This is a genomic window from Candidatus Chlamydia corallus, from assembly GCF_002817655.1.
In the GTDB taxonomy this organism is placed as follows: Bacteria; Chlamydiota; Chlamydiia; order Chlamydiales; family Chlamydiaceae; genus Chlamydia; species Chlamydia corallus.
In genome coordinates this window covers 216,681-236,177 of record NZ_NWQK01000001.1, presented here as the reverse complement: position 1 = coordinate 236,177, position 19,497 = coordinate 216,681, and the positions used below count along the sequence as shown (strand labels likewise).

The window sequence follows — 19,497 nt, the reverse complement described above, 5'->3', positions numbered from 1 at the left end:
CCTCAATGTCTTGTATCCGAATCAATATCTTTAAATAAGGAGATTGGCATGACAGTGTTGTTTTACGCATTTTTATTCATCTTCCTTTTTCTATGTGTAGTTCTTTGCGGCTTAATCTTGGTTCAAGAGAGTAAGAGTATGGGGTTAGGCTCTTCGTTCGGCGTGGATTCTGGAGATTCTGTATTCGGCGTTTCTACTCCAGATATTTTGAAAAAAGTGACTTCCTGGTGTGCTGTTGCTTTTTGTATAGGCTGTTTATTACTTTCATTTTCAACGAATCTCTTGGGAAAAAAGTTAGATGCTAAAAAAAATTCACTGCCTGTTACTGAAGAGAGTCCGAAACCAGCTTCTTCTGAGGGAGTTGAAGAAAATAACTCCTAGATTATTGTTTGCTTGACTAGGTATTTTTCTAGATTGAGTCATGATAAAGCTAGCGAGTTTTTATTCTCAAATGAGATATGAGTGTACAGTCAAAAATCTGTCTTTTGTTCCTATGTCCTTGTTATGGTTAAAAAGTTCTTTTGTTTGCCTAAAGATTAGTATTCTTATCAACACAAGGAATATTTTAGATCCAAGTGCTTGTTATGAGGTTTCTTTACAGAAACCAGTCAAGCCCATGTTCAAATTATGATTAGACGTTTAGAATATTACGGTAGTCCTATTTTAAGGAAAAAATCTTCCCAAGTTCCAGAGATTACGGACGAGATTCGCAATCTTGTGATTGATATGTGTGATACTATGGGAGCACATCGGGGTGTAGGCTTAGCGGCACCTCAAGTAGGGAAAAATATCAGTTTATTTGTAATGTGTGTAGAGAAAGAGACTGAGGATGGGGAGCTGATTTTCTGTGAGACTCCAAGGGTATTTATCAACCCTGTTCTATCAGATCCTTCTGAAACCCTGGTCATAGGTAAAGAAGGGTGTCTTTCGATTCCTGGACTGCGAGGAGAAGTGTTGCGCCCTCAGAAAATCACAGTCACTGCTATGGATCTCAATGGAAAGATATTCACCGAGCACTTGGAAGGATTTATTGCACGTATTGTTATGCATGAGACTGACCATCTTAATGGCGTGCTCTATATTGATCTTATGGAAGAGCCCCGAGATTCTAAGAAGTTTAAAGCTGCTTTAGAGAAAATCAAACGTCGCTACAATACACACTTGAGTAAAGAAGAGCTCGTTTCTTAATTGATCTTTAATCAAGTATGGAGTTGATTTGCTCTTTGTCTTGTGATTAACAATTGTCGGTAGCTTGACTATCTTCCCACGCATATCTCTTCAAAGGTTTTAAAATGCGTCTTGCTGATTTTTGCTAATAAATCTTTTCCTCGTTGCTTAGCGATGCGTCTTCCTGTTTCTTTAACATTGGATCCAGCACCTTTAGGAAGTTCGACTTGATACTGTTGTTCTAGCTTCTTTATCGAATTGACAAACGCATCTCTAGCTAGTATAGAGGCTGCTGCTACGACCACATCTTCTTCTGCACGGGGCTTTTGTATTACAGTAATGTCGGTCTCTTTTTTTTGGAGAGCTTTCAGTAGAGTATGTTCCGAAGATGCAAACTGATCTGAAATTGCAAATGTATTTCCTGAAGGTTTTGGTGCTAAGTTGTTGATAACAGTAGCGTGAGCCCAAGCAAGAAGTGTATTTAGATTATGAAATTTTCCATACAGCTCGTTATATTTTTCTGGATATAGGATGATTACATCACAGACACATAGTGAGCGTATGACACGTGCTAGGGAAATAATTTTCGTATCTTTAAGATTTTTAGAATCTTGAATTTTGTTCTCGTAAAGTTTTTTTAAAATCTCAGAATTAGCTGCATAGACTCCTGCAATACATAAGGGGCCAAAAAAATCTCCTTTCCCTGATTCATCAACTCCCAATCTTGGGCGTAGATCTTTTTCTACGATTGCATGGGTGAAGGTATGCAGGATTTCTGGTTCTAAGAAAAACTCTATGAATTCCTGAGTTCCTTTTCCTTGGATGACGAGTTTCCCTGAGGGGTACAGGGTACAGGTAACAGTATTGGATCGCGCTTGAAATACAGTATTTTGTGGTTGAGAAAAGATAAAATCTTTTTCTTTGAGCTGAGCTCTTAAACTATTTTGAGCAGAAGTTGTTAAAGTAACAACAAATGGTGGAGGCATGCAGTACATCTACCTATAAATTATAGAAAAAATTTAAGACTGCTTCGTTCCTAGTTATGGGAATCTAGGGTTTGAATGGCTGATAATTTTTATTTTCGCGTACTATACCGTATAGTTAGGACAAGTTCCAAGTACAAATTAAACAATAATTTTGTATATTTCTGCAAATAACTGAGAGAGACAAAAGATACAAGAGTGTAGGATAACCTGTATTTTAAAGTCTCAAGGTTTAGAGAAATACTACATAGGTACAATCGATCTCATGCAAGAACACATACATAAAGAACTGCTACATTTGGGTGAAATTTTCCGTACATCACGAGAGTCTCAATCCCTATCATTAAAGGACGTAGAGGCCGCAACCTCAATACGATATTGTTGTTTAGAAGCTATCGAACAGGGATATTTGGGAAAACTGATTTCACCAATTTATGCCCAGGGATTTATTAAGAAATACGCTATGTATCTTGGGTTGGATGGAGACTCTATTTTAAAGGAACATCCTTATGTCATGAAGATTTTTAAGGAGTTTTCAGATCATAATATGGAAATGCTTTTGGACCTTGAATCTATGGGCGGAAGGAATTCTCCTGAAAGAGCTATTCATTCCTGGTCAAATCTCTGGTGGGCAGGGCTCATCATTGTGGGAGGAATTGTTCTGTGGTGGTTAGGATCGTTGTTTTCTGTTTTCTAACTTAGGGTCTGCTGGTCTCTATTTGGACCAACAGATACGATATAGTGCTTTTTACCCTAACTTGAAGCAGGAAGAAACTTTTTGAGATCCTTGTAAAAGCATTTGTTGGTTGTCAGGAGACCATGGATCGATCTCGTCTTCTTCTTCTTCCTCGCCAGGTGGTAATGGTAATCCTAGACCAGCTCCCTGAGATCCATGCGAAAAACGACCATCACCGTCTCTTTCGTCTACTTGACGACGACCTAGGCCAAAAGCAGCTGACTGGAGGCCTAAACTTCTACCCAACGAACTACTTTTTTTCCCTCTTTCAGTCGTTGTTAATAATTCTTGAAGACGTTTTTGCCATGGACCATCCTTTTCAGGGTCAATGCAGGGCCGTTTTTCGTCTAGAGGATCTAGAGGAATATACCCGTGTGCAAGAAGACATAAAATGACAAGGATTTCAAATACATGTGATTCTAAACTCAAACCTATACCATGAAAGGTGAAAAACTTGGAATTAGGGCCAACAAGAAGTTTTAATGTTTTTTTGATGAGATCAAGAACAGAGATAGAAGCTTGTCCTAAAGGACCCGTGTAACCAGATTCTAGGCTGAAGACCTCTAACCTGGATAATTTCCTTAAAAAGGTTTTATAATTTAGTTTGCATGTAGTACGGCAATCTCCAGAACCTTCTGTAGAGGCGGGAGCGCCTCCTACAGCGCCTTGTAGCTGCTCTTCGTCTGATGGGGATGGGAGTGTAGGACTTGCCTGTAGAATCCAACAATTAGGAGGGGAGCTAGTTGAAACTGCGCCTTTAGTTTTAGCTTCTATAACAGTTGTAAATAACTGAAAGAACAAATCTTTGATGAGGATGTCTTCGCCCAGCTCCTGGTTTCCTAAAACCTTCGCCATAGATTCAGCCATGCATTTTTGTGGTGTTTTTTTTAGTGCTTGTATTTGACATTTGCAAAGATCTTCAAGCATCTTTTGCTCTGTAGGACTCAGATTTTCGCCCTTCTCAATCTTATTTGCACAATTTGGGGTTTGCTGGAAAACCATACCAACGCAAATAGGACCGAATTTCTCTACAAGCTCTTTGAGAAATTGTGCTTGGGGATTTTCGGGAGTATTTTCGGTATCTAAGCAGCATGCGCAGCATCCTCCCCATATCCATTGCAGGAAACTAGGACAATGAGTTTTGCACCAAGGTGTCCCAGTTCTATAACAATAATTTCCTAGACGCTGCATTCTAGCGTTATCTAAGAGTTTTTCAACTAGACTGCCTGCCTGTTCTACCAGATGTAGTACATTCCCTGGCGGTTCTATAGAAAAACCCATTTCACGCTGATTTTGGCTTCCAGGCTGTTGTGTTATTGTATGTTGACCTTGATTACTAGACTGCCCTTGTTCTTGGAGTGGAATATCTTCTTCTTGTGTGCGTCGTGGTTGTTCGCGATAGAAGCAATTTAGGTTTCCACATGGCCATGTCATAGGGTTTCTCCATTAGTGAGATTAAGTTGTATTGATCTTTATAGTGACCGATTCTTTGGGAAAAAATTCTAAAACATTATCTTAGAGTGTTTTAAGGATGATTATTTCTTAGTAGACCTTTAAGTAAAACAAGAAAAATAGCAAATCTTGATGACGGTTTTCTTGTTGAGGTTATTTTTAGAGCAAAGATTCAAAATAATTATAGATTTCTAGTCAATTTCTTTGTTGATTTTGAATTAAATTTTGTCTTCGTGCCCAACGTTTTGATACTTGCCTTAAAGATTTTAAGAAAGGAAATGCCGCGAGATGTTTTTCTGAGCTTTGGAATTCTTCAAGCATATAGAATAAAAGCGTCGCGGCAAAAAATGCGAACTTTATTTTTGCTCACCCTTCATACCTAAAAAGAGACTAGTTAAATGACCCGAGCACTCAAGGATATGCTGTTGATAAGATGGACTACCTGGTTCATCATCATCATCATCATCCTCCTCTTGAGGGAATTTTGCGAGGCATGCGAGAGCTTCTTCTTCTAGATTACGCGAATCATCCATACTCATCTGTTTCAATAGTGTACGTTTCTTTTTTGGAGATGGTGGTGCAGCATTCCCTGTTTTATAGGCATATTGTAGTCGAGCAAAAAGCTGCATGAGTGTCTCCTCCTCCTCCTCTATAATCGTACCCGTCGTGTCAGGATTTGTAGGGCAATAGCCAAGCGCGAATATTAGTAGAATGAGTATAGCAAGAAAATCTTTATCTTTATAGTATACTCCTCCACCTGAGTTTGTTAGCAGTGTAGACCCACTTCCTGCTGCAAATAAGAGAAAACTTTTAAGCATTTTCTCGACTATGAAACTAGTATGACCAAGAGGTGCACTCTCCTTGGTTTTTAGGTTGTATACGTTGATTTTCGCTAACTGTTTTATCACTCCTTTGCTGTTATATCCTTTCGCTATATACTCCCCCCCCCTTTACCATATGCAGTTGCGTAAGATGGTCGTCGAGCATCTTTTGGTAGACAGGATGGACGGGGCTGAGTCGTCAGAGGAGAGATGCTTAAAATGTAACAATTAGGACTTTGTTGAGGAGAAGAAGATGCTCCAGCTCCTTCTTCTTTCAATATTGTTTCCCAAGACTTTCCAGCAATAAACTGGAGCATGGTTTCGATTAGTGGATCGTTTGGAGCGCGTTGTTGAATGCTCCCTACTCCTTCGAAGAAAAAGCTTTGAGTAAGATTTAGCATAGTCCCGTAGAGTTGACTTTTAGATTCCTCACACTTTTGTCTAAATTCATTTTTTTCTTCCTCAGTAAATTTGGTGTTATTTTCAGCGAGCTCCATTAAGTTATACTGATCGTTTTTAGCAGCCAAGGCAACGGCAATAGGACCGTAGTTTGCTTCGCATTCTTGGATAAAGTCTACGAAGGAGTTATCTTCGTCCAAACAACAAGCATTATAAATTCCACAAATAAATCTTCCAAAAGATCCACAATGCCTTTCGCATCCGCTTGAGCAGGTATCATAACAAAACGCACTACATCTTTGTGTTCGTCTATGCGATATGACTGAGTCGAGCAATTCTCCTGCATCCCGAATCGTTTGTAGAGTACTATCTTCATTTCCTGTAGAAAACTGAAAATGTTTTTCTACTTTTTTTATTTTACCTGGTTGGGAAGTTATAGGAGGAGTTTTTCCAGAAGGACTTGTTCCACTAGTACTTGGTTCCTCATCTGTACCACCTGTATTTTGTGTCATCTCGAAAGCTTCTTCTGTTGTTACTTCAGTCCATTGACAATTGCAATTTTGGAAATGCGATAACCAGCTTGGGCAAACCATAATATTACCTCTAAATGTTTAGATTTATTTAATTTTCACAGAGTTCAAAGGAACTCTGTGAGTTGGGAAGGAATATGGGTGCTCTGTTTGAACTATGCTATTTGGAAGGGGAAAGAGGGGATTCCGATTTTCGTTGCACAGTACGAGGTGCTTAAATCTCAAATTTCAAAAGATGTTTAGAGCACCTGTAAAAGCAAGACTTTGGGCTAGAGCTACTGTTTCATTACTTTTACCTCGTTTAAACTTAGGGCAATAGGCAATGCTATAAAATAATTTTTTTAAAATCTATAAAATTCAAAAAAATATTTTATAAAAAACCCACAATCCTAGGACGGCAAATCCGATAAAATTCTCTTGTATTTGAGAATGATTTTACAAAAATTTATTCCCTAAAAGAGCTCACCCTCGTCCATTGGGGACGTATCAAAAACCCTGTTCGTCAAGGCTGTAGTTTCTTTTAAAGGTTCGATTATTTTATCCGTCGATAATGACCAAAACTCCCTCAAAGCATAGTTTCAAGTTCTTTTGTTGTTGCTTTTATTTAAAAAAAGTCTATAACGTTTATGCAAATTATGCTGTTGGAAACAAATGTTGAAAATCCAGAAAAAGAGAATACGTGTTGGCGTAGTAACAGCAGCAGGCGTCATATTGAGTTTCTTCAATTCTGTAGACGCAGCTCCAAAAAAAAAGAAGATTCCTATAGAGATTGTTTATTCCTTTGCTACAGTCTCTTCTTATCTAGAAAAAGAAGACGCAAGTACACTATTTTGTGTCGATGTGGATCGTGGACTTCTCCAGCATCCTTACTTAGGTAGCCCAGGATGGTATGAAACTAGACGTAGGCAGTTATTTAAATCGTTTGGCAACGAACCTCAGGGTAACGAACGTGTAGAAGAAGAAGCTCTTGTTATTGATATTTTCAGGAAAAAAGATTGCCTAGAGAGCAATATTCCAGACCAAATAGAAGCTATTTTTATGAATTCCTCTGCCTTCACATTGGGAGTTTCCTCCTCTGGTGTAACAGCAATTCCTGCTACTTTGCATAGTTTGCTTCAGCAGAATATAAATTTCGAAAGACGCTCTATATCATCCGAAAGTCACCTTTTGAAGATACAAAGTGCCCCCTCAGAGGCATCTCTTTTTTATCGAGGTATTCTTTTCTGTGGAGAAACTATAATCGTTGATGCTTTAAGTCAACTATTTGCCCAACTGAACTTTTCTCCTAAAAAAATGATCTTTCTAGGAGAAGATCCTGAGGCAATCCAAGCTATTGGCGCTGCTTGTATAGGTTGGGGCATCAACTTTTTAGGATTGGTATACTATCCTGCTCAAAAGAGTCTTTTTTCTTACGCTCATCCCTACTCTACGGCGGCAGAGCTCCAAGGAGCCGAGGCTTTACAAATAATTTCGGATGAAGTCGCACAGCTTACTTTAGATGCTCTTGCGAAAACAAATTAACACCGTGTTTGGTACAAACAAGCCCTATGTATTCTCTTTCCCCCTGAGGGTGCCTAGGGCCCTTTTTATCTATCATGAGCTTATACTTCAGTTTTAATGAGGTTTTTAATAAATATTAAAAATATTTTCTTAAAAAAATCACGAGACAATCATATTTCTGCATTTTTTAGGGGTTTTGTATGGGATGGCATTTTTTTATTGTACTGGCTTTATGCCTATATAAAGTAGTTTCGATTGAAGCAGTGGTAATTGAAATTACTGATGTTCAGGCAGTCCATAAGTTTGCCAAAGAGAAAACTTTGGTCTGTTTCAATATTGAAGATACCGTGGTCTTTCCAAAACAGATGATAGGTCAGTCTGCATGGCTGTACCATAGAGAAACAGACCTTAAGACAACACTCTCTGAAGAGGAAGCCAAAGAACAAGCATTTCTTGAGTGGATGGGTATTTCTTTTGTTGTCGATTATGAATTGATGAGCACTAACTTAAGGAATGTACTCACAGGCTTGTCTTTGAAACGATCTTGGGTATTAGGAATTTCTCAGAGACCTGTGCATTTGATAAAAAATACTCTTCGAGTTCTACATTTTTTAAACATAGACTTTACCTCCTGCCCAGCAATTTGTGAAGATGGTTGGCTCTCTCAACCTAGGACGAAGGAAAAACCCGAACAGGTGATGGCTATAGAAAAGAATATTTTGTTCGTTGGAGCTCTGAAACATGGTTTGGGCATTGACGAAGCTCTTGAAATTTTTCTAAGTGGGATAACTTCTTGCCCTAGCCAAATCATCTATGTGGATCATAATCGAGAGCGCTTGCGTTCCGTTGATGCTTTTTGTAAAAAAGCAAATATTTATTTCATAGGGATGCTCTACACTCCAGCAAAGCAGCGTGTAGAAAATTACAATCCCCAACTTGCTGCTATCCAATGGTCGAAGCTTCGTAATAATTTTTCCGATGAATATTATGAATCCCTGTTAAGCTATGTCAAGAGGAAAGGCTAGCAGGCATCACTGGGTTGGGGAATACTCTTGTATTGATAGCCGAACGGAACGCATGACGTTCTAAAAGTATCCTATGTTCTTCTCTTATTCACTTTAGTTAGAGAAAAACTAAAATAAGATCGGAAGAGAAGGGATTCGAACCCCTGGTTCCTGTAAGAGAACTTCTGATTTCGAATCAGACGCATTCGACCACTCTGCCACTCTTCCATAATGCTTCAACAGTTTAGAGAATCTAGACTCAGATTGTCTACATGTATTGCACAATGTTTTTCATAAATCTATGAAATCAGAAATCAAGATTACAGAATATAGTTGAGTCGCCATCACGAATTATTAGGAGAAAACCAGAGTGATTCTTATGCATCTGTTTAGAAAACTACCCTCAAGAAGATGCTTGAGGGTGAAAATATCTAGTTTTTGTCAGAATGATGAGAGTGGCAGCTTCCTGAAGAGCAGCTCTCTCCTTGTGAACATCGAGATTTCTTGCTGCAGAAGGGACAAAAGCTTAGCAAGCAAATGACACCAGCGATTCCAATGACAATATAGGTAATTTGGGTGGCGGGAGTAGAAATGCCTCCACACAACTTGGCAATAATATTTAATTTATTGTGAGTAATTCCTATAATTCCCACGTTCAATGCGGAAAGAATAACAACAAGAGAGGATAGTCCTCGAATAATTTTGCCCAGCATTGCTTTTCTCCTAAGTGATGTATACTTAATTCCATCTTTTAATCTTTTTTATAATTTAATAAACTGTTTTTTTCAAAAGACTTCTTTGCTAAAATCTCTCTGTCTCGTTGACTTTTTGAATACAAAGGTTTAAGTTGGTTAGGAAGTTTTTGAACTGTAAAAAACTTGTGATTTTTATGATCGCAGAGAGACAGTTCAGAATAAAACATCAATTTTTTAAGTTGAGATATTTTTTCTTTACTTGACTTGAGAAAAGAGAACATTTCCATAAGCTGCAATTTAGGATAACGTATCATGGAGCAATTTCGTTTGGATAGGGAAGAAATTTTACTTTTGGCAAAGGCCTCAGCATTACAACTCTCCGAAGAGCTTATCCAGGAATATCAGACTTCTTTAAGCGCTGTGATTGTCTCTATGAAAGAAGCAATTTCCATAGATGTTGATGACATAGGTTTATTCGAACCTCTTTTAATGCATGTAGTGAATGTTGAGGATTTGAGAGAAGACGCGGTGATCTCTGATTTCAATCAAGAGGAATTTTTACGTAATGTTCCAGAATCTTTAGGAGGATTAGTGAAAGTTCCTGCGGTAATCAAGTAAGGGAGTCCCACAAATTATGTATCAATATAGTGCTGTAGATTTAGCAAAAGCTATAACTTTAGGGGAACTTACCGCAACGGGAGTGACCCAACATTTCCTTCATAGAATTGAAGAATCCGAAGAGCAAGTAGGCGCATTTATCTCCTTATGTAAGGAACGTGCTTTAGAAAAGGCAGGGATCATAGATGAGAAGCGTGCGCGTGGGGAGCCTTTAGGAAAACTCGCAGGCGTTCCTTTAGGAATTAAAGACAATATTCATGTTGCAGGTTTGAATACTACGTGCGCATCTCGTATGTTGGAAAATTATCAAGCCCCATTTAATGCTACCGTTGTAGAAAGAATAGAAAAAGAAGATGGCATTATCCTAGGAAAACTCAATATGGATGAGTTTGCTATGGGAGGAACAACGCTCTACTCTGCTTTTCATCCTACCCACAATCCTTGGGACTTATCTCGTGTTCCTGGGGGGAGTTCAGGAGGATCTGCTGCGGCAGTTTCTGCTAGATTTTGTCCTGTAGCCTTAGGATCAGATACAGGGGGATCCGTCCGTCAGCCCGCAGCATTTTGTGGTGTTGTTGGCTTTAAGCCTTCCTACGGAGCTGTTTCTCGTTATGGTCTTGTAGCCCATGGCTCTTCCTTAGATCAAATCGGTCCTTTAGCCAATGCTGTGGAAGATATCGCTCTTATGATGGATGTTTTTTCTGGTAAAGATCCCAGAGATGCGACATCAAGGGAGTTTTTTCATGACTCTTTTATGAGTAAGTTGTCTACCGAGGTTCCTAAACTAATTGGCATTCCTAGAAGCTTTTTAGTGGGACTACGTGACGATGTTAGGGATAACTTCTTCTCTTCTCTAGCTATTTTTGAAGGAAAGGGAGCGCATCTTGTAGATGTAGAATTGGATATTCTCAGTCATGGTGTACCTATATACTACATTTTATCGTCCGCGGAAGCTGCAACGAATTTAGCAAGGTTTGATGGGATCCGTTATGGATTCCGTTCTCCCAAAGCCGATACCATTAGCCAAGTCTATGACTTGTCAAGGGTACAAGGATTTGGCAAAGAGGTCATGCGCAGGATCCTTTTAGGGAACTATGTCTTGTCTGCAGAGAGACAGAGTATTTATTATAAGAAAGCTATGGCAGTTCGTGCTAAGATTATCAAGGCTTTTAAAATGGCATTTGAAAAGTGTGAAATTTTAGCAATGCCTGTCTGTTCTACCCCTGCGTTTAAAATAGGAGGGATCGTAGATCCTACCGCTTTATATCTACAGGATATCTATACCGTAGCTATGAATTTAGCATATCTTCCCGCGATTGCCGTACCTTCTGGCTTTTCGAAAGAGGGCTTGCCTTTAGGCTTGCAGCTGATCGGACAACAAGGCCAAGACCAACATGTTTGCCAAGTGGGTTATAGTTTTCAAGAACATGCTCAGACTAAGCAATTGTTTTCTGAAAGATATGCCAAAAGTGCGGCTCTAGGAGGTAGATAATGAGTGTTGTTTATGCAGATTGGGAATCAGTCATAGGACTTGAAGTTCACGTAGAATTGAATACAGCATCGAAGTTATTTAGCTCTGCTTTAAATCGCTTTGGAGATGAACCAAACACCAATGTATCTACTGTATGTACAGGCTTACCAGGATCTTTGCCTGTATTAAACAAGGCTGCCGTTCGCAAAGCTGTGCTTTTTGGTTGCGCTGTCGAAGGTGAAATTTCTTTATTTAGCCGTTTTGATAGAAAGTCTTACTTCTATCCCGACAGTCCTAGAAACTTCCAAATCACGCAATTTGAATACCCCATTATCCGAGGAGGCCGTGTTAAGGCTGTTATTCAACAGGAAGAGCGTTACTTTGAATTGGCGCAAGCTCATATAGAAGATGATGCTGGAATGCTCAAACATTTCGGAGAATTTGCTGGTGTAGACTATAATCGAGCGGGAGTTCCTTTGATTGAAATTGTTTCAAAGCCCTGTATGTTTTGTGCTGAAGATGCTGTTGCTTACGCGAATTCTTTAGTTTCCTTGTTAGACTATATCGGGATTTCTGATTGCAATATGGAAGAAGGCTCGATCCGTTTTGATGTGAATGTTTCTGTCCGCCCTAAGGGATCCCAAGAACTTCGCAATAAGGTGGAAATCAAGAATATGAACTCCTTTGCTTTTATGGCACAAGCTTTAGAAGTGGAAAAACGACGTCAGGTCGATGAGTATCTTGCTCATCCAAATAAGAATCCCAAGCTCGTGATTCCCGCAGCTACATACCGCTGGGATCCCGAAAACAAAAGAACCGTTTTGATGCGTCTGAAAGAAAGTGCTGAAGATTATAAGTATTTTCCAGAGCCTGATTTACCGACGCTACAGTTGACAGAATCTTATATTGAAGAGATTCGCAAGACTTTGCCTGAACTTCCCTATGACAAGTACCATCGCTACATTGAGGAGTACGGTCTTTCTGAAGATATCGCAAGTATTCTTATCAGTGATAAATATACAGCGGCATTTTTTGAAGCTGCTTGTAAAGATTGTAAAAACTTTAGGTCTTTATCTAACTGGGTGACTGTCGAATTTGGAGGTCGCTGCAAAACATTGGGATTGAAGTTGCCGTCTTCAGGAATTTTTCCTGAGGGAGTAGCTCAGTTGGTGAACGCTATAGACCAAGGTATTATTACAGGGAAAATTGCTAAAGAAATTGCTGATATTATGATAGAATCTCCAGGGAAAAATCCTGATGAGATTTTAAAAGAAAAGCCAGATCTTCTTCCTATGGCAGATGAGGCGGCGTTACAGGCAATTATCGCTGAGGTGATTGTTGAAAATCCTGAGTCTATCGTAGACTATAAGAATGGCAAGACCAAGGCGCTAGGATTTTTAATTGGGCAGATTATGAAGCGTACAGCAGGAAAAGCCCCGCCCAAGCGTGTGAATGAACTTCTACTTTTAGAATTAGATAAGAGTTAGGATTTCCTATAGAAGCCTCAGTGTCTAAATCAATGAAAAAAAGCATCTTAGTGAACTCTTTAAGGTGCTTTTTTTCTCTAAATAAAAATTCCTACGGTTCAAAAACAAAGAAGACAAGCAAAAGAGACGTTTTCTACTTCCCTTCATCTCTTCAATTTAGGGATTGACCTGAATAAAATTTCGCAAAAATGTGTATCCAGACCAGATAATTATTATTTTCAGGTGACAATAAATTATTGTACTCGGCTTGCTTTCTTATTCTTGTTGACGTATTGGTTAATCAGATGCTTATTTTGATTTAGGTGCTAAAATGCGATTTTCGCAATGCGGATTTCCTCTAACGTTTTCTATCACATTGCTGTCAGTATTCCATACTTCCTTGAGTGCTGCTACGATTTCTTTAAAGTCTGAAGATAGTGTTAATGGAAATAGTAAGACCTATGATGTTCAACCTGGTGATGTATACAGCCTTGCAGGGGATGTCTTGATATCTAACGTAGATAATTCTTTGTTAAACAAGGCCTGCTTCAATGTAGCCTCTGGGAGTGTGACGTTTTTAGGAAATCAGCACGGGCTATATGTTAATAATATTACCTCAGCAACTACTCAGGAAGGGGCTGTACTCTCTTGTAAAGATGGTCAGGCGCGTTTTTCTGGATTTTCCTCGCTCTCCTTTATTCAGAGCCCTGGAGATATCAAGGAGCAGGGGTGCCTTTATGTGAAAAATGCAATTATGCTCTTAAACAATTATAAAGTACGTTTTGAGCAAAATCGAAGTAAGACTAAAGGTGGAGCTATTAGCGCAGGTAGTGTTACTATAGTAGGTAACTACGATTCTGTCTTTTTCTATCAGAATGAAGCGATCTCTGGTGGCGGGGCAATCAATTCTGCGGGTCCTATAGAGATTGCAGCAAACCAGGCGGAGGTGCGATTCTTACAAAATATTGCCAATAATGGTTTAGGAGGAGCACTATGCTCCACTGGCAATATTGATATTTCTCAGAATACTTATATTGCATTTAGAGAAAACCAGGCATTGACGACGGCTGTAGGTAAGGGAGGCGCTATCTATTGTCTGCCAAAGTCGGGTAGCGACCCAGTTCCCGTTGTCACTTTTTCTCAAAATAAACAGTTAGTTTTTGAAAGAAATAGTTCTATATTGGGTGGTGGAGCTATTTATGCGAAGAAGTTGCGTATCTCTTCGGGTGGTCCTACGCTGTTTATCAACAATATGGTGGCTGCAAATTCAGTAAATCTAGGTGGAGCTGTTGCAATTGATGATGGAGGGGAGCTAAGTTTATCCGCAGAAAAAGGAAATATTACATTCGAAGGCAACCATACTAGCAACAATTCTCTGAATGGAATCCATCTTTTGAGCAATGCTACATTCCTTAAATTACAGGCAAAAAAGGGATATTCTATAGAATTTTATGATCCTATTACTTCTGCAGCAGACGGGTCAACTAATTTGAATATCAACGGCGATCCTCAGAATAAGGAGTATACGGGGACAGTGCTCTTTTCTGGAGGAAAGAGCGTAGCAAAAAATCCTCAGGATTTTCAATCCAAAATTCCTCACAACGTAAACTTATCTGCAGGATTCTTAGTGCTTAAAGAGGGTGCAGAGGTAACAGTTTCGAAATTCACTCAGTCTCTGGGGTCTCGTTTAGTTTTAGATTTGGGAACAAAACTGCAAGCTTCTAAGGAAGACATCGTAATCACAGGCCTCGCAATAGACCTAGATAGCTTAAGCTCGTCTTCAAAAGCAGCTGTTATAAAAGCAAATACGGCAAATAAACAGATATCTCTTACTAGCCCTATTGAACTTGTCTCTCCTACTGGCAATGTCTATGAAGATATGGGTATGAGAAATTCACAGGCGTTCTCGCTACTTTCTCTAGAACCTGGATCTGGTGGGAGCGCAACTATTGTAAGTGCTGGGGATCCTATATCAACAAGTCCTCATTATGGTTTTCAAGGAAATTGGAAAGTAGCGTGGACAGGAACTGGAAACAAAGTTGGAGAATTTTTTTGGAATAAAATAAGTTATAAGCCTAGACCTGAAAAAGAAGGGAATTTAGTTCCTAATATCTTGTGGGGAAATTCTATAGATATAAGATCACTAATGCAGATTCAAGAGAGTCATGCATCGAGCTTGCAGACAGATCGTGGTCTTTGGATCGATGGCATCGGCAATTTCTTCCATGTATCTAGTTCAGAGAAAAACACAAGGTACCGTCATAACAGTGCTGGATATGTTATATCTATAAATAATGAGATCACTCCTAAACAGTATACCTCGATAGCATTTTCTCAGCTTTTTAGCAGAGACAAAGACTATGCAGTTTCTAAAAACGAGTATAGAATGTATTTAGGATCTTATCTTTATCAATATACAACATCCCTAAATACTATTTTTCATTATGCTTCGCGTAGTCATAATGTAAAAGTGGGTATTCCCTTAAGAAGGTTCCCCCGAAATCCTCCTGTAATTTTTCAAGTTTTATGTACCTATGGTCGTGTCTCAAATGATATGAAAACAGACTATACGAATTTTCCTATGGTAAGAAACAGCTGGCAGAACAATTGTTGGGCTGTGGAGTGCGGAGGAAGCATGCCGCTGTTGCTATTTGAGAATGGTAGACTTTTCCAGGGTGCAATTCCATTTATGAAACTACAGTTGGTTTATGCTTATCAGGGAGATTTCAAAGAGACTACTGCAGATGGTCGTAGATTTAGTAGTGGTAGTTTCACATCTATTTCTTTACCTTTAGGGGTGCGCTTTGAAAAGCTCGCCTTTTCTGAAGACGTACTCTATGATTTTAGCCTCTCCTATACTCCTGATATTTTCCGTAATGATCCCTCATGTGAAGCCAGACTGGTCATTAGCGGGGATTCTTGGCTTGTGCCAGCAGCACACTTATCAAGACATGCTATTGTAGGTCGTGGAACGAGTCGTTATAACTTTAACGATTATACCGAGCTCCTATGTCAAGGGAGTATAGAATGGCGCCCCCATTCTAGGAACTACAATATAAACTGCGGAAGCAAATTTCGTTTCTAGAAGGTTTCTGGTAAATGTGTGGTTTATGAGAGCAAAAGCTCTTAAATATAAGAGTCTTTCATTAGCATCCTTATTTTAGTAATTTTGTTATTTTAATTTATATTTTTGATTCAAAGTCCCACGGTCACCTCATCTACCTCAATTTCCTCGAGTGTTTCTAGAGATTTCTTCTTCTTCAATTAAATGTTCTATCCATGACTCTTTTAGTTCTTAGTTTGCTTTGGTTGTCTGTGGCGCTGTCATGCTTACAGTATTCATTGCAGGACCGAGCGTTGGAATTTCTTTTAGTTGAAAGGCTTGGTTTGTCTGCGTTAGGGGGGGATTATTTTGGGATTTCTATTGCTTTTAGTAAAGCGAGCTCTCCCCACAGTAGTGCCAGAAGAGCTTCCTATACCTCCTCCTGACAAGGAGCTTTCCATAGAGGAGATCGAGTATAAGCAGAGAAATTTTTTTTAGGCCCCAAGGCTTTTGTAGAGCAAGAGTATGGGAGCCTGCAAGATAAGAGAAAGCATCAGGAAAACCATTGAGAGGACTAAGATTGTAGTAGCCATCCGTCGTTTGGAAGAGTTTAAATCAAAGATAGTAAAGCGTCTAAAAGAGAAACGGCCTGAGAAAAATCATTCTTAATATTATTTTGAACTGGCATGAGATCCCTTTCCTTAGGTCTTTTTATTTTTATTGCTAGCCCTAGTCTTGTTTTGTCGTTCACATAGGTATCTTAAGAAACTTCCATTAAAAGATTTTTCGCTGTAACCTCTTTCTCATTTTTTTTCTTGTAACTATGACTACAATAAGCGACAGCAATACACGCCCTCTTTCTACGATTCCCTTCCAGGAACAAAATCCACCATCAGTTAGTAAACTTCGTATTCTTGCAATAGTTCTGTTAGTTTTTAGTATTATTTTCATTGCAGGTGGTGTCGTATTGCTCACTGTAGTGATTCCAGGGTTAGGTGCTATCATTTCTTTAGGCGCAGGGATAGGTTCCTGTACTTTAGGAGGCATTATGCTTTCTTTAGGGTTATTCCTCCTTCTTAGGAAACGAGAAGTACCCATAGTGCCAGTAGTTAGTATTCCTGAAGAGGTGGTCGTGGATGAAGAGAGTATCCGACTTAAGAGCGAGGCTGAAGTAGCTTTAAAGAGACTCCCTCAGGAACTTAGTTTATTTGAAGGTTATATTAAATCTGTAGAAAGTAATTTGGAGACTCTGAAAAGTGTACCTTACGATGGTCAAGGGGTAAGTGAGAAGATTAAACATCGGGTAAGGGTTTTAAAATCTTCTCTGGAGACAATGATTCCAGAGTTTTTGGATATCAGACGTATCCTTGAAGAAGAAGAATTCTTTGTTATCTCTGTTCACAAAGATCTTAGAGATTTTGCTAATAGTTTAATTAGCAGAGAGATTTTAGAAAAAGAGTTAAGTACAGATAGTCTAAAGGAGATTGCTTCTTATTTGTATTTCAACTCCGAGAATCTTATTAAGAAGCTTATTGATGATTTGAAGAGTCTCACAAATGAATTTATAATGTTAAGCTTCTGTTTTTTGCAATCTTTAGCTGTTTCTGAAAGGAAGGAGCATAATGAAGCAAAAAGGTTATTTGAAAAGAATCAAATATTACTAGAGCAAGTAATCTATGGGAGCTTAAAAAAAAGGTATAGAAAAGAGGGCTTAGTATCTGCAAAGATGAAGATTTTGTATGACAATGCCTTTTTCCCTTTGAAAGGTAGTGAAAAGACGATTACAACAAGAGAAAAAGAATTAACTGAGCTGGGTGAGTGTTTAAGTGCTTATAGGAAGGTATTTTTAGCACTATCTGATACTAACGTAGTTGATAGGCCTATAAGTTCGCAGAACTGGGACTTGTCTGGTATCCTCTGTAGGGATAAGTTAGCGGAGATATCTGGTGATGAACAATGGAAGAAGAAATTAATTTTAAAGGAGCGAAAAGCAGCATGTGCTCTGGTTGAATCTATGTTTGAAAGTCAGAAGGCCTTAGAGGCAGCTCAACAATCTTTCCTATCTTCTTGGAAACAGTTTGAAAAAGTTGAGATTGAGAAGGCACGAGAGAGAGTGAACACAATTCAAAAGTTTTATCCTGATATAGAACCTCTCAAAGAAGAAGAAGCAAAATATCAGGAGAACACTAGTACAGAGACCCCTTTGGAAGATATTTTATCCCGAATAAGGAACGATGGCGAACAGTTTCAAAAGGAGCAAAAGAGTTGTTTAGAGGTATTAGCAAAGCAGGCGAAAAAGATTACAGAGACTACGCCTCGAAGTTATGGCAAGGGGAGAGAACTAGTTGAGAATAAAATAAAATCTTTAGAAGGGTTTTTAAAAGAAAGTTCTTCAAAGTTGGAAGTTATAAAAAAAAATTATAACAAAATCCGACCCTATTTTAAACAAGAAGTGAGCAAGAGAGAAGTTCAAGATGCTAGGCTTAGGTTGGAGGTTTTAGAGTTAGAGCTAGAAGGCATTCTATCTCAAATTGAGAGTGTTGAGAGTCTTTTAACTCAGGAAGAACTTCCGATTCTTGCACCTAGGAGAGCATTAGAGAAAGCTATTATCAAAGGTAGTATGTGTTCTGCGTTAGTAATGCAAGCGAAGCCTTATTTTGCAGAGGATTCAAAATTTCAAGATGCCGCTACTGCATTCCAAGATTTAACTATAAGATTGCAAGAAGTCGGGGAAAAGTTGCAAGAAGAGGAAACGAGGTTTTCAAATCTTGAGACTGGTATTGCAGAGGAGAAACGTCTTCTTGAAGAGAGCAAGAAGACGTTTGAAAGAAGAGGTTTAGGGGTTCTTCAAGAAATAGCAACTGAGTCTGTGTGTGATTTGCAATCTCTAACAAATAGGTGGGAAAAGATTTCAGAGACTCGAAAGCCCTATTGTCAGATGTACCTCAAATATTACAATGGTGAGAAAGATAGAGCTAGAACAAGAGTAATTGAAATGACCACAAGGTATAGAGATTTTAAAATAGCCTTGGAGACTATGCAATGTGGAGCAGAAGCCTTTTTGGAAGAGGAAATCTGTATTAAAGATTCAAGCGAACAAGAAGAATCAGAAAGAAACGCAGAGAGTGTGGCCAGTCGAAAGCTTCAAGTTGCTCAATCTCGTTTGTCTGATTTAGAATCTGTAACGTTCCGCAAATCTAAAGATAAGAAAAATCCGTTGAAGAAATTATGGTCATTTCGGCCTTCTTCTAAAAGTTAGAGACCTTTGTCTATTTATCTAGTTTTTTGAAGTGAGTGAGAGGGGCTTGTTCGCAGATTTCTTAGTCCTTTATTTGCAAAACATGGAATTGTAGAGTGTAAAGAATAGGTATCTTTTTATGGAAATATCACTTTGAAAATAACCTGTCTTAGCTATCTAAAACTCCTTGGAATCGAACCCTCTTCTTTCCGTATTTGTCTTAAGGTTATCTTCTTTTGGATTTCAAAATCCGTGCCATTATGAGTCACGAATAGTATGGATATATCTTTTTTGAAAGGTACAGCGATTGCTGTGATAGCTTTTCAGAAGTAATTTAAAAAACAAGTCATAAGATTTTAGCTTAGAAAATATAA

At 38.8% G+C, this 19,497-nt stretch carries 16 protein-coding genes and 1 tRNA gene; 11 read left to right on the top strand and 6 right to left on the bottom strand.

The window, feature by feature from the left end; all coding sequences use genetic code 11:
- Positions 1 to 48 precede the first annotated feature (48 nt).
- Both secG and def read left to right on the top strand, forming a co-directional pair.
- Complete coding sequence (gene secG / locus CMV32_RS01005) at positions 49 to 381, top strand: preprotein translocase subunit SecG (protein WP_192940627.1); 333 nt, start codon at positions 49 to 51, stop codon at positions 379 to 381.
- A gap of 246 nt (positions 382 to 627) precedes the next feature.
- Entirely contained in the window at positions 628 to 1,188 is a 561-nt protein-coding gene (gene def, locus CMV32_RS01000) for a peptide deformylase (protein WP_100934085.1), read from the top strand.
- Positions 1,189 to 1,256: 68 nt separating this feature from the next.
- On the opposite strand, the gene rnhC is transcribed toward def, so the two are convergent.
- Complete coding sequence (gene rnhC / locus CMV32_RS00995; RefSeq protein ID WP_100934084.1) at positions 1,257 to 2,153, bottom strand: ribonuclease HIII; 897 nt, start codon at positions 2,151 to 2,153, stop codon at positions 1,257 to 1,259.
- Positions 2,154 to 2,415: 262 nt separating this feature from the next.
- Between rnhC and CMV32_RS00990 the strand changes: the two genes are divergently transcribed.
- Positions 2,416 to 2,847: a helix-turn-helix domain-containing protein gene (locus CMV32_RS00990; protein ID WP_100934083.1), complete on the top strand. Its 432-nt coding sequence runs from the start codon at positions 2,416 to 2,418 to the stop codon at positions 2,845 to 2,847.
- Between the two features lie 51 nt (positions 2,848 to 2,898).
- Here the strand turns inward: CMV32_RS00990 and CMV32_RS00985 are convergent, their stop codons facing one another.
- The 3 genes from CMV32_RS00985 to CMV32_RS05540 all read right to left on the bottom strand — a co-directional run bounded on the left by CMV32_RS00985 (position 2,899) and on the right by CMV32_RS05540 (position 6,151).
- Positions 2,899 to 4,320: a hypothetical protein gene (locus CMV32_RS00985; protein ID WP_100934082.1), complete on the bottom strand. Its 1,422-nt coding sequence runs from the start codon at positions 4,318 to 4,320 to the stop codon at positions 2,899 to 2,901.
- Positions 4,321 to 4,694: 374 nt separating this feature from the next.
- The gene (locus CMV32_RS05545; protein ID WP_239923125.1) at positions 4,695 to 5,156 is read right to left on the bottom strand and encodes a hypothetical protein; all 462 of its coding nucleotides are present in this window, start codon (positions 5,154 to 5,156) and stop codon (positions 4,695 to 4,697) included.
- A 113-nt stretch (positions 5,157 to 5,269) separates the two neighbouring features.
- Complete coding sequence (locus tag CMV32_RS05540; RefSeq protein ID WP_239923124.1) at positions 5,270 to 6,151, bottom strand: hypothetical protein; 882 nt, start codon at positions 6,149 to 6,151, stop codon at positions 5,270 to 5,272.
- A 588-nt stretch (positions 6,152 to 6,739) separates the two neighbouring features.
- On the opposite strand from CMV32_RS05540, the gene CMV32_RS00975 reads away from it, so the two are divergent.
- Both CMV32_RS00975 and CMV32_RS00970 read left to right on the top strand, forming a co-directional pair.
- A complete protein-coding gene (locus CMV32_RS00975) occupies positions 6,740 to 7,609 on the top strand; it encodes a DUF2608 domain-containing protein (RefSeq protein WP_100934081.1) in 870 nt (289 codons plus the stop codon).
- A 179-nt stretch (positions 7,610 to 7,788) separates the two neighbouring features.
- Positions 7,789 to 8,613 carry a DUF2608 domain-containing protein gene (locus tag CMV32_RS00970; protein WP_100934080.1) on the top strand — a complete coding sequence of 275 codons (825 nt, stop codon included), beginning with the start codon at positions 7,789 to 7,791 and terminating at the stop codon, positions 8,611 to 8,613.
- A gap of 120 nt (positions 8,614 to 8,733) precedes the next feature.
- Here the strand turns inward: CMV32_RS00970 and CMV32_RS00965 are convergent.
- Positions 8,734 to 8,820: transfer RNA gene (locus CMV32_RS00965), tRNA-Ser, on the bottom strand.
- Between the two features lie 203 nt (positions 8,821 to 9,023).
- Positions 9,024 to 9,305: a DUF378 domain-containing protein gene (locus tag CMV32_RS00960; RefSeq protein WP_100934079.1), complete on the bottom strand. Its 282-nt coding sequence runs from the start codon at positions 9,303 to 9,305 to the stop codon at positions 9,024 to 9,026.
- A gap of 294 nt (positions 9,306 to 9,599) precedes the next feature.
- Here CMV32_RS00960 and gatC point away from each other — a divergent pair, with 294 nt between their 5' ends.
- The 6 genes from gatC to CMV32_RS00930 all read left to right on the top strand — a co-directional run bounded on the left by gatC (position 9,600) and on the right by CMV32_RS00930 (position 19,144).
- Complete coding sequence (gatC, locus tag CMV32_RS00950) at positions 9,600 to 9,905, top strand: Asp-tRNA(Asn)/Glu-tRNA(Gln) amidotransferase subunit GatC (protein WP_100934077.1); 306 nt, start codon at positions 9,600 to 9,602, stop codon at positions 9,903 to 9,905.
- A gap of 16 nt (positions 9,906 to 9,921) precedes the next feature.
- Positions 9,922 to 11,397: an Asp-tRNA(Asn)/Glu-tRNA(Gln) amidotransferase subunit GatA gene (gene gatA / locus CMV32_RS00945; RefSeq protein ID WP_100934076.1), complete on the top strand. Its 1,476-nt coding sequence runs from the start codon at positions 9,922 to 9,924 to the stop codon at positions 11,395 to 11,397.
- A complete protein-coding gene (gatB, locus tag CMV32_RS00940; protein ID WP_100934075.1) occupies positions 11,397 to 12,863 on the top strand; it encodes an Asp-tRNA(Asn)/Glu-tRNA(Gln) amidotransferase subunit GatB in 1,467 nt (488 codons plus the stop codon). The genes gatA and gatB overlap by 1 nt, the downstream gene beginning before the upstream one ends.
- Before the next feature lie 310 nt (positions 12,864 to 13,173).
- Positions 13,174 to 15,927, top strand: coding sequence for a polymorphic outer membrane protein middle domain-containing protein (locus tag CMV32_RS00935; protein ID WP_100934074.1), 2,754 nt, complete (start codon positions 13,174 to 13,176; stop codon positions 15,925 to 15,927).
- A 327-nt stretch (positions 15,928 to 16,254) separates the two neighbouring features.
- On the top strand, positions 16,255 to 16,383 hold the full coding sequence (locus tag CMV32_RS05655) for a hypothetical protein (RefSeq protein ID WP_275051706.1): 129 nt from the start codon (positions 16,255 to 16,257) through the stop codon (positions 16,381 to 16,383).
- A 325-nt stretch (positions 16,384 to 16,708) separates the two neighbouring features.
- A complete protein-coding gene (locus CMV32_RS00930; RefSeq protein ID WP_100934073.1) occupies positions 16,709 to 19,144 on the top strand; it encodes a DUF1978 domain-containing protein in 2,436 nt (811 codons plus the stop codon).
- Positions 19,145 to 19,497: the final 353 nt, after the last annotated feature.

Excerpts from the sequence above, each read along its gene's own strand:
- gatA (WP_100934076.1), top strand. The coding sequence starts at position 9,922 with ATGTATCAATATAGTGCTGTAGATTTAGCAAAAGCTATAACTTTAGGG.
- def (WP_100934085.1), top strand. The coding sequence starts at position 628 with ATGATTAGACGTTTAGAATATTACGGTAGTCCTATTTTAAGGAAAAAA.
- CMV32_RS00975 (WP_100934081.1), top strand. The coding sequence starts at position 6,740 with ATGTTGAAAATCCAGAAAAAGAGAATACGTGTTGGCGTAGTAACAGCA.
- CMV32_RS00935 (WP_100934074.1), top strand. The coding sequence starts at position 13,174 with ATGCGATTTTCGCAATGCGGATTTCCTCTAACGTTTTCTATCACATTG.
- CMV32_RS00960 (WP_100934079.1), bottom strand. The coding sequence starts at position 9,305 with ATGCTGGGCAAAATTATTCGAGGACTATCCTCTCTTGTTGTTATTCTT.
- CMV32_RS00970 (WP_100934080.1), top strand. The coding sequence starts at position 7,789 with ATGGGATGGCATTTTTTTATTGTACTGGCTTTATGCCTATATAAAGTA.
- CMV32_RS00985 (WP_100934082.1), bottom strand. The coding sequence starts at position 4,320 with ATGACATGGCCATGTGGAAACCTAAATTGCTTCTATCGCGAACAACCA.
- CMV32_RS05540 (WP_239923124.1), bottom strand. The coding sequence starts at position 6,151 with ATGGTTTGCCCAAGCTGGTTATCGCATTTCCAAAATTGCAATTGTCAA.
- gatB (WP_100934075.1), top strand. The coding sequence starts at position 11,397 with ATGAGTGTTGTTTATGCAGATTGGGAATCAGTCATAGGACTTGAAGTT.
- CMV32_RS05545 (WP_239923125.1), bottom strand. The coding sequence starts at position 5,156 with ATGCTTAAAAGTTTTCTCTTATTTGCAGCAGGAAGTGGGTCTACACTG.
- secG (WP_192940627.1), top strand. The coding sequence starts at position 49 with ATGACAGTGTTGTTTTACGCATTTTTATTCATCTTCCTTTTTCTATGT.
- CMV32_RS00990 (WP_100934083.1), top strand. The coding sequence starts at position 2,416 with ATGCAAGAACACATACATAAAGAACTGCTACATTTGGGTGAAATTTTC.
- CMV32_RS00930 (WP_100934073.1), top strand. The coding sequence starts at position 16,709 with ATGACTACAATAAGCGACAGCAATACACGCCCTCTTTCTACGATTCCC.
- gatC (WP_100934077.1), top strand. The coding sequence starts at position 9,600 with ATGGAGCAATTTCGTTTGGATAGGGAAGAAATTTTACTTTTGGCAAAG.
- rnhC (WP_100934084.1), bottom strand. The coding sequence starts at position 2,153 with ATGCCTCCACCATTTGTTGTTACTTTAACAACTTCTGCTCAAAATAGT.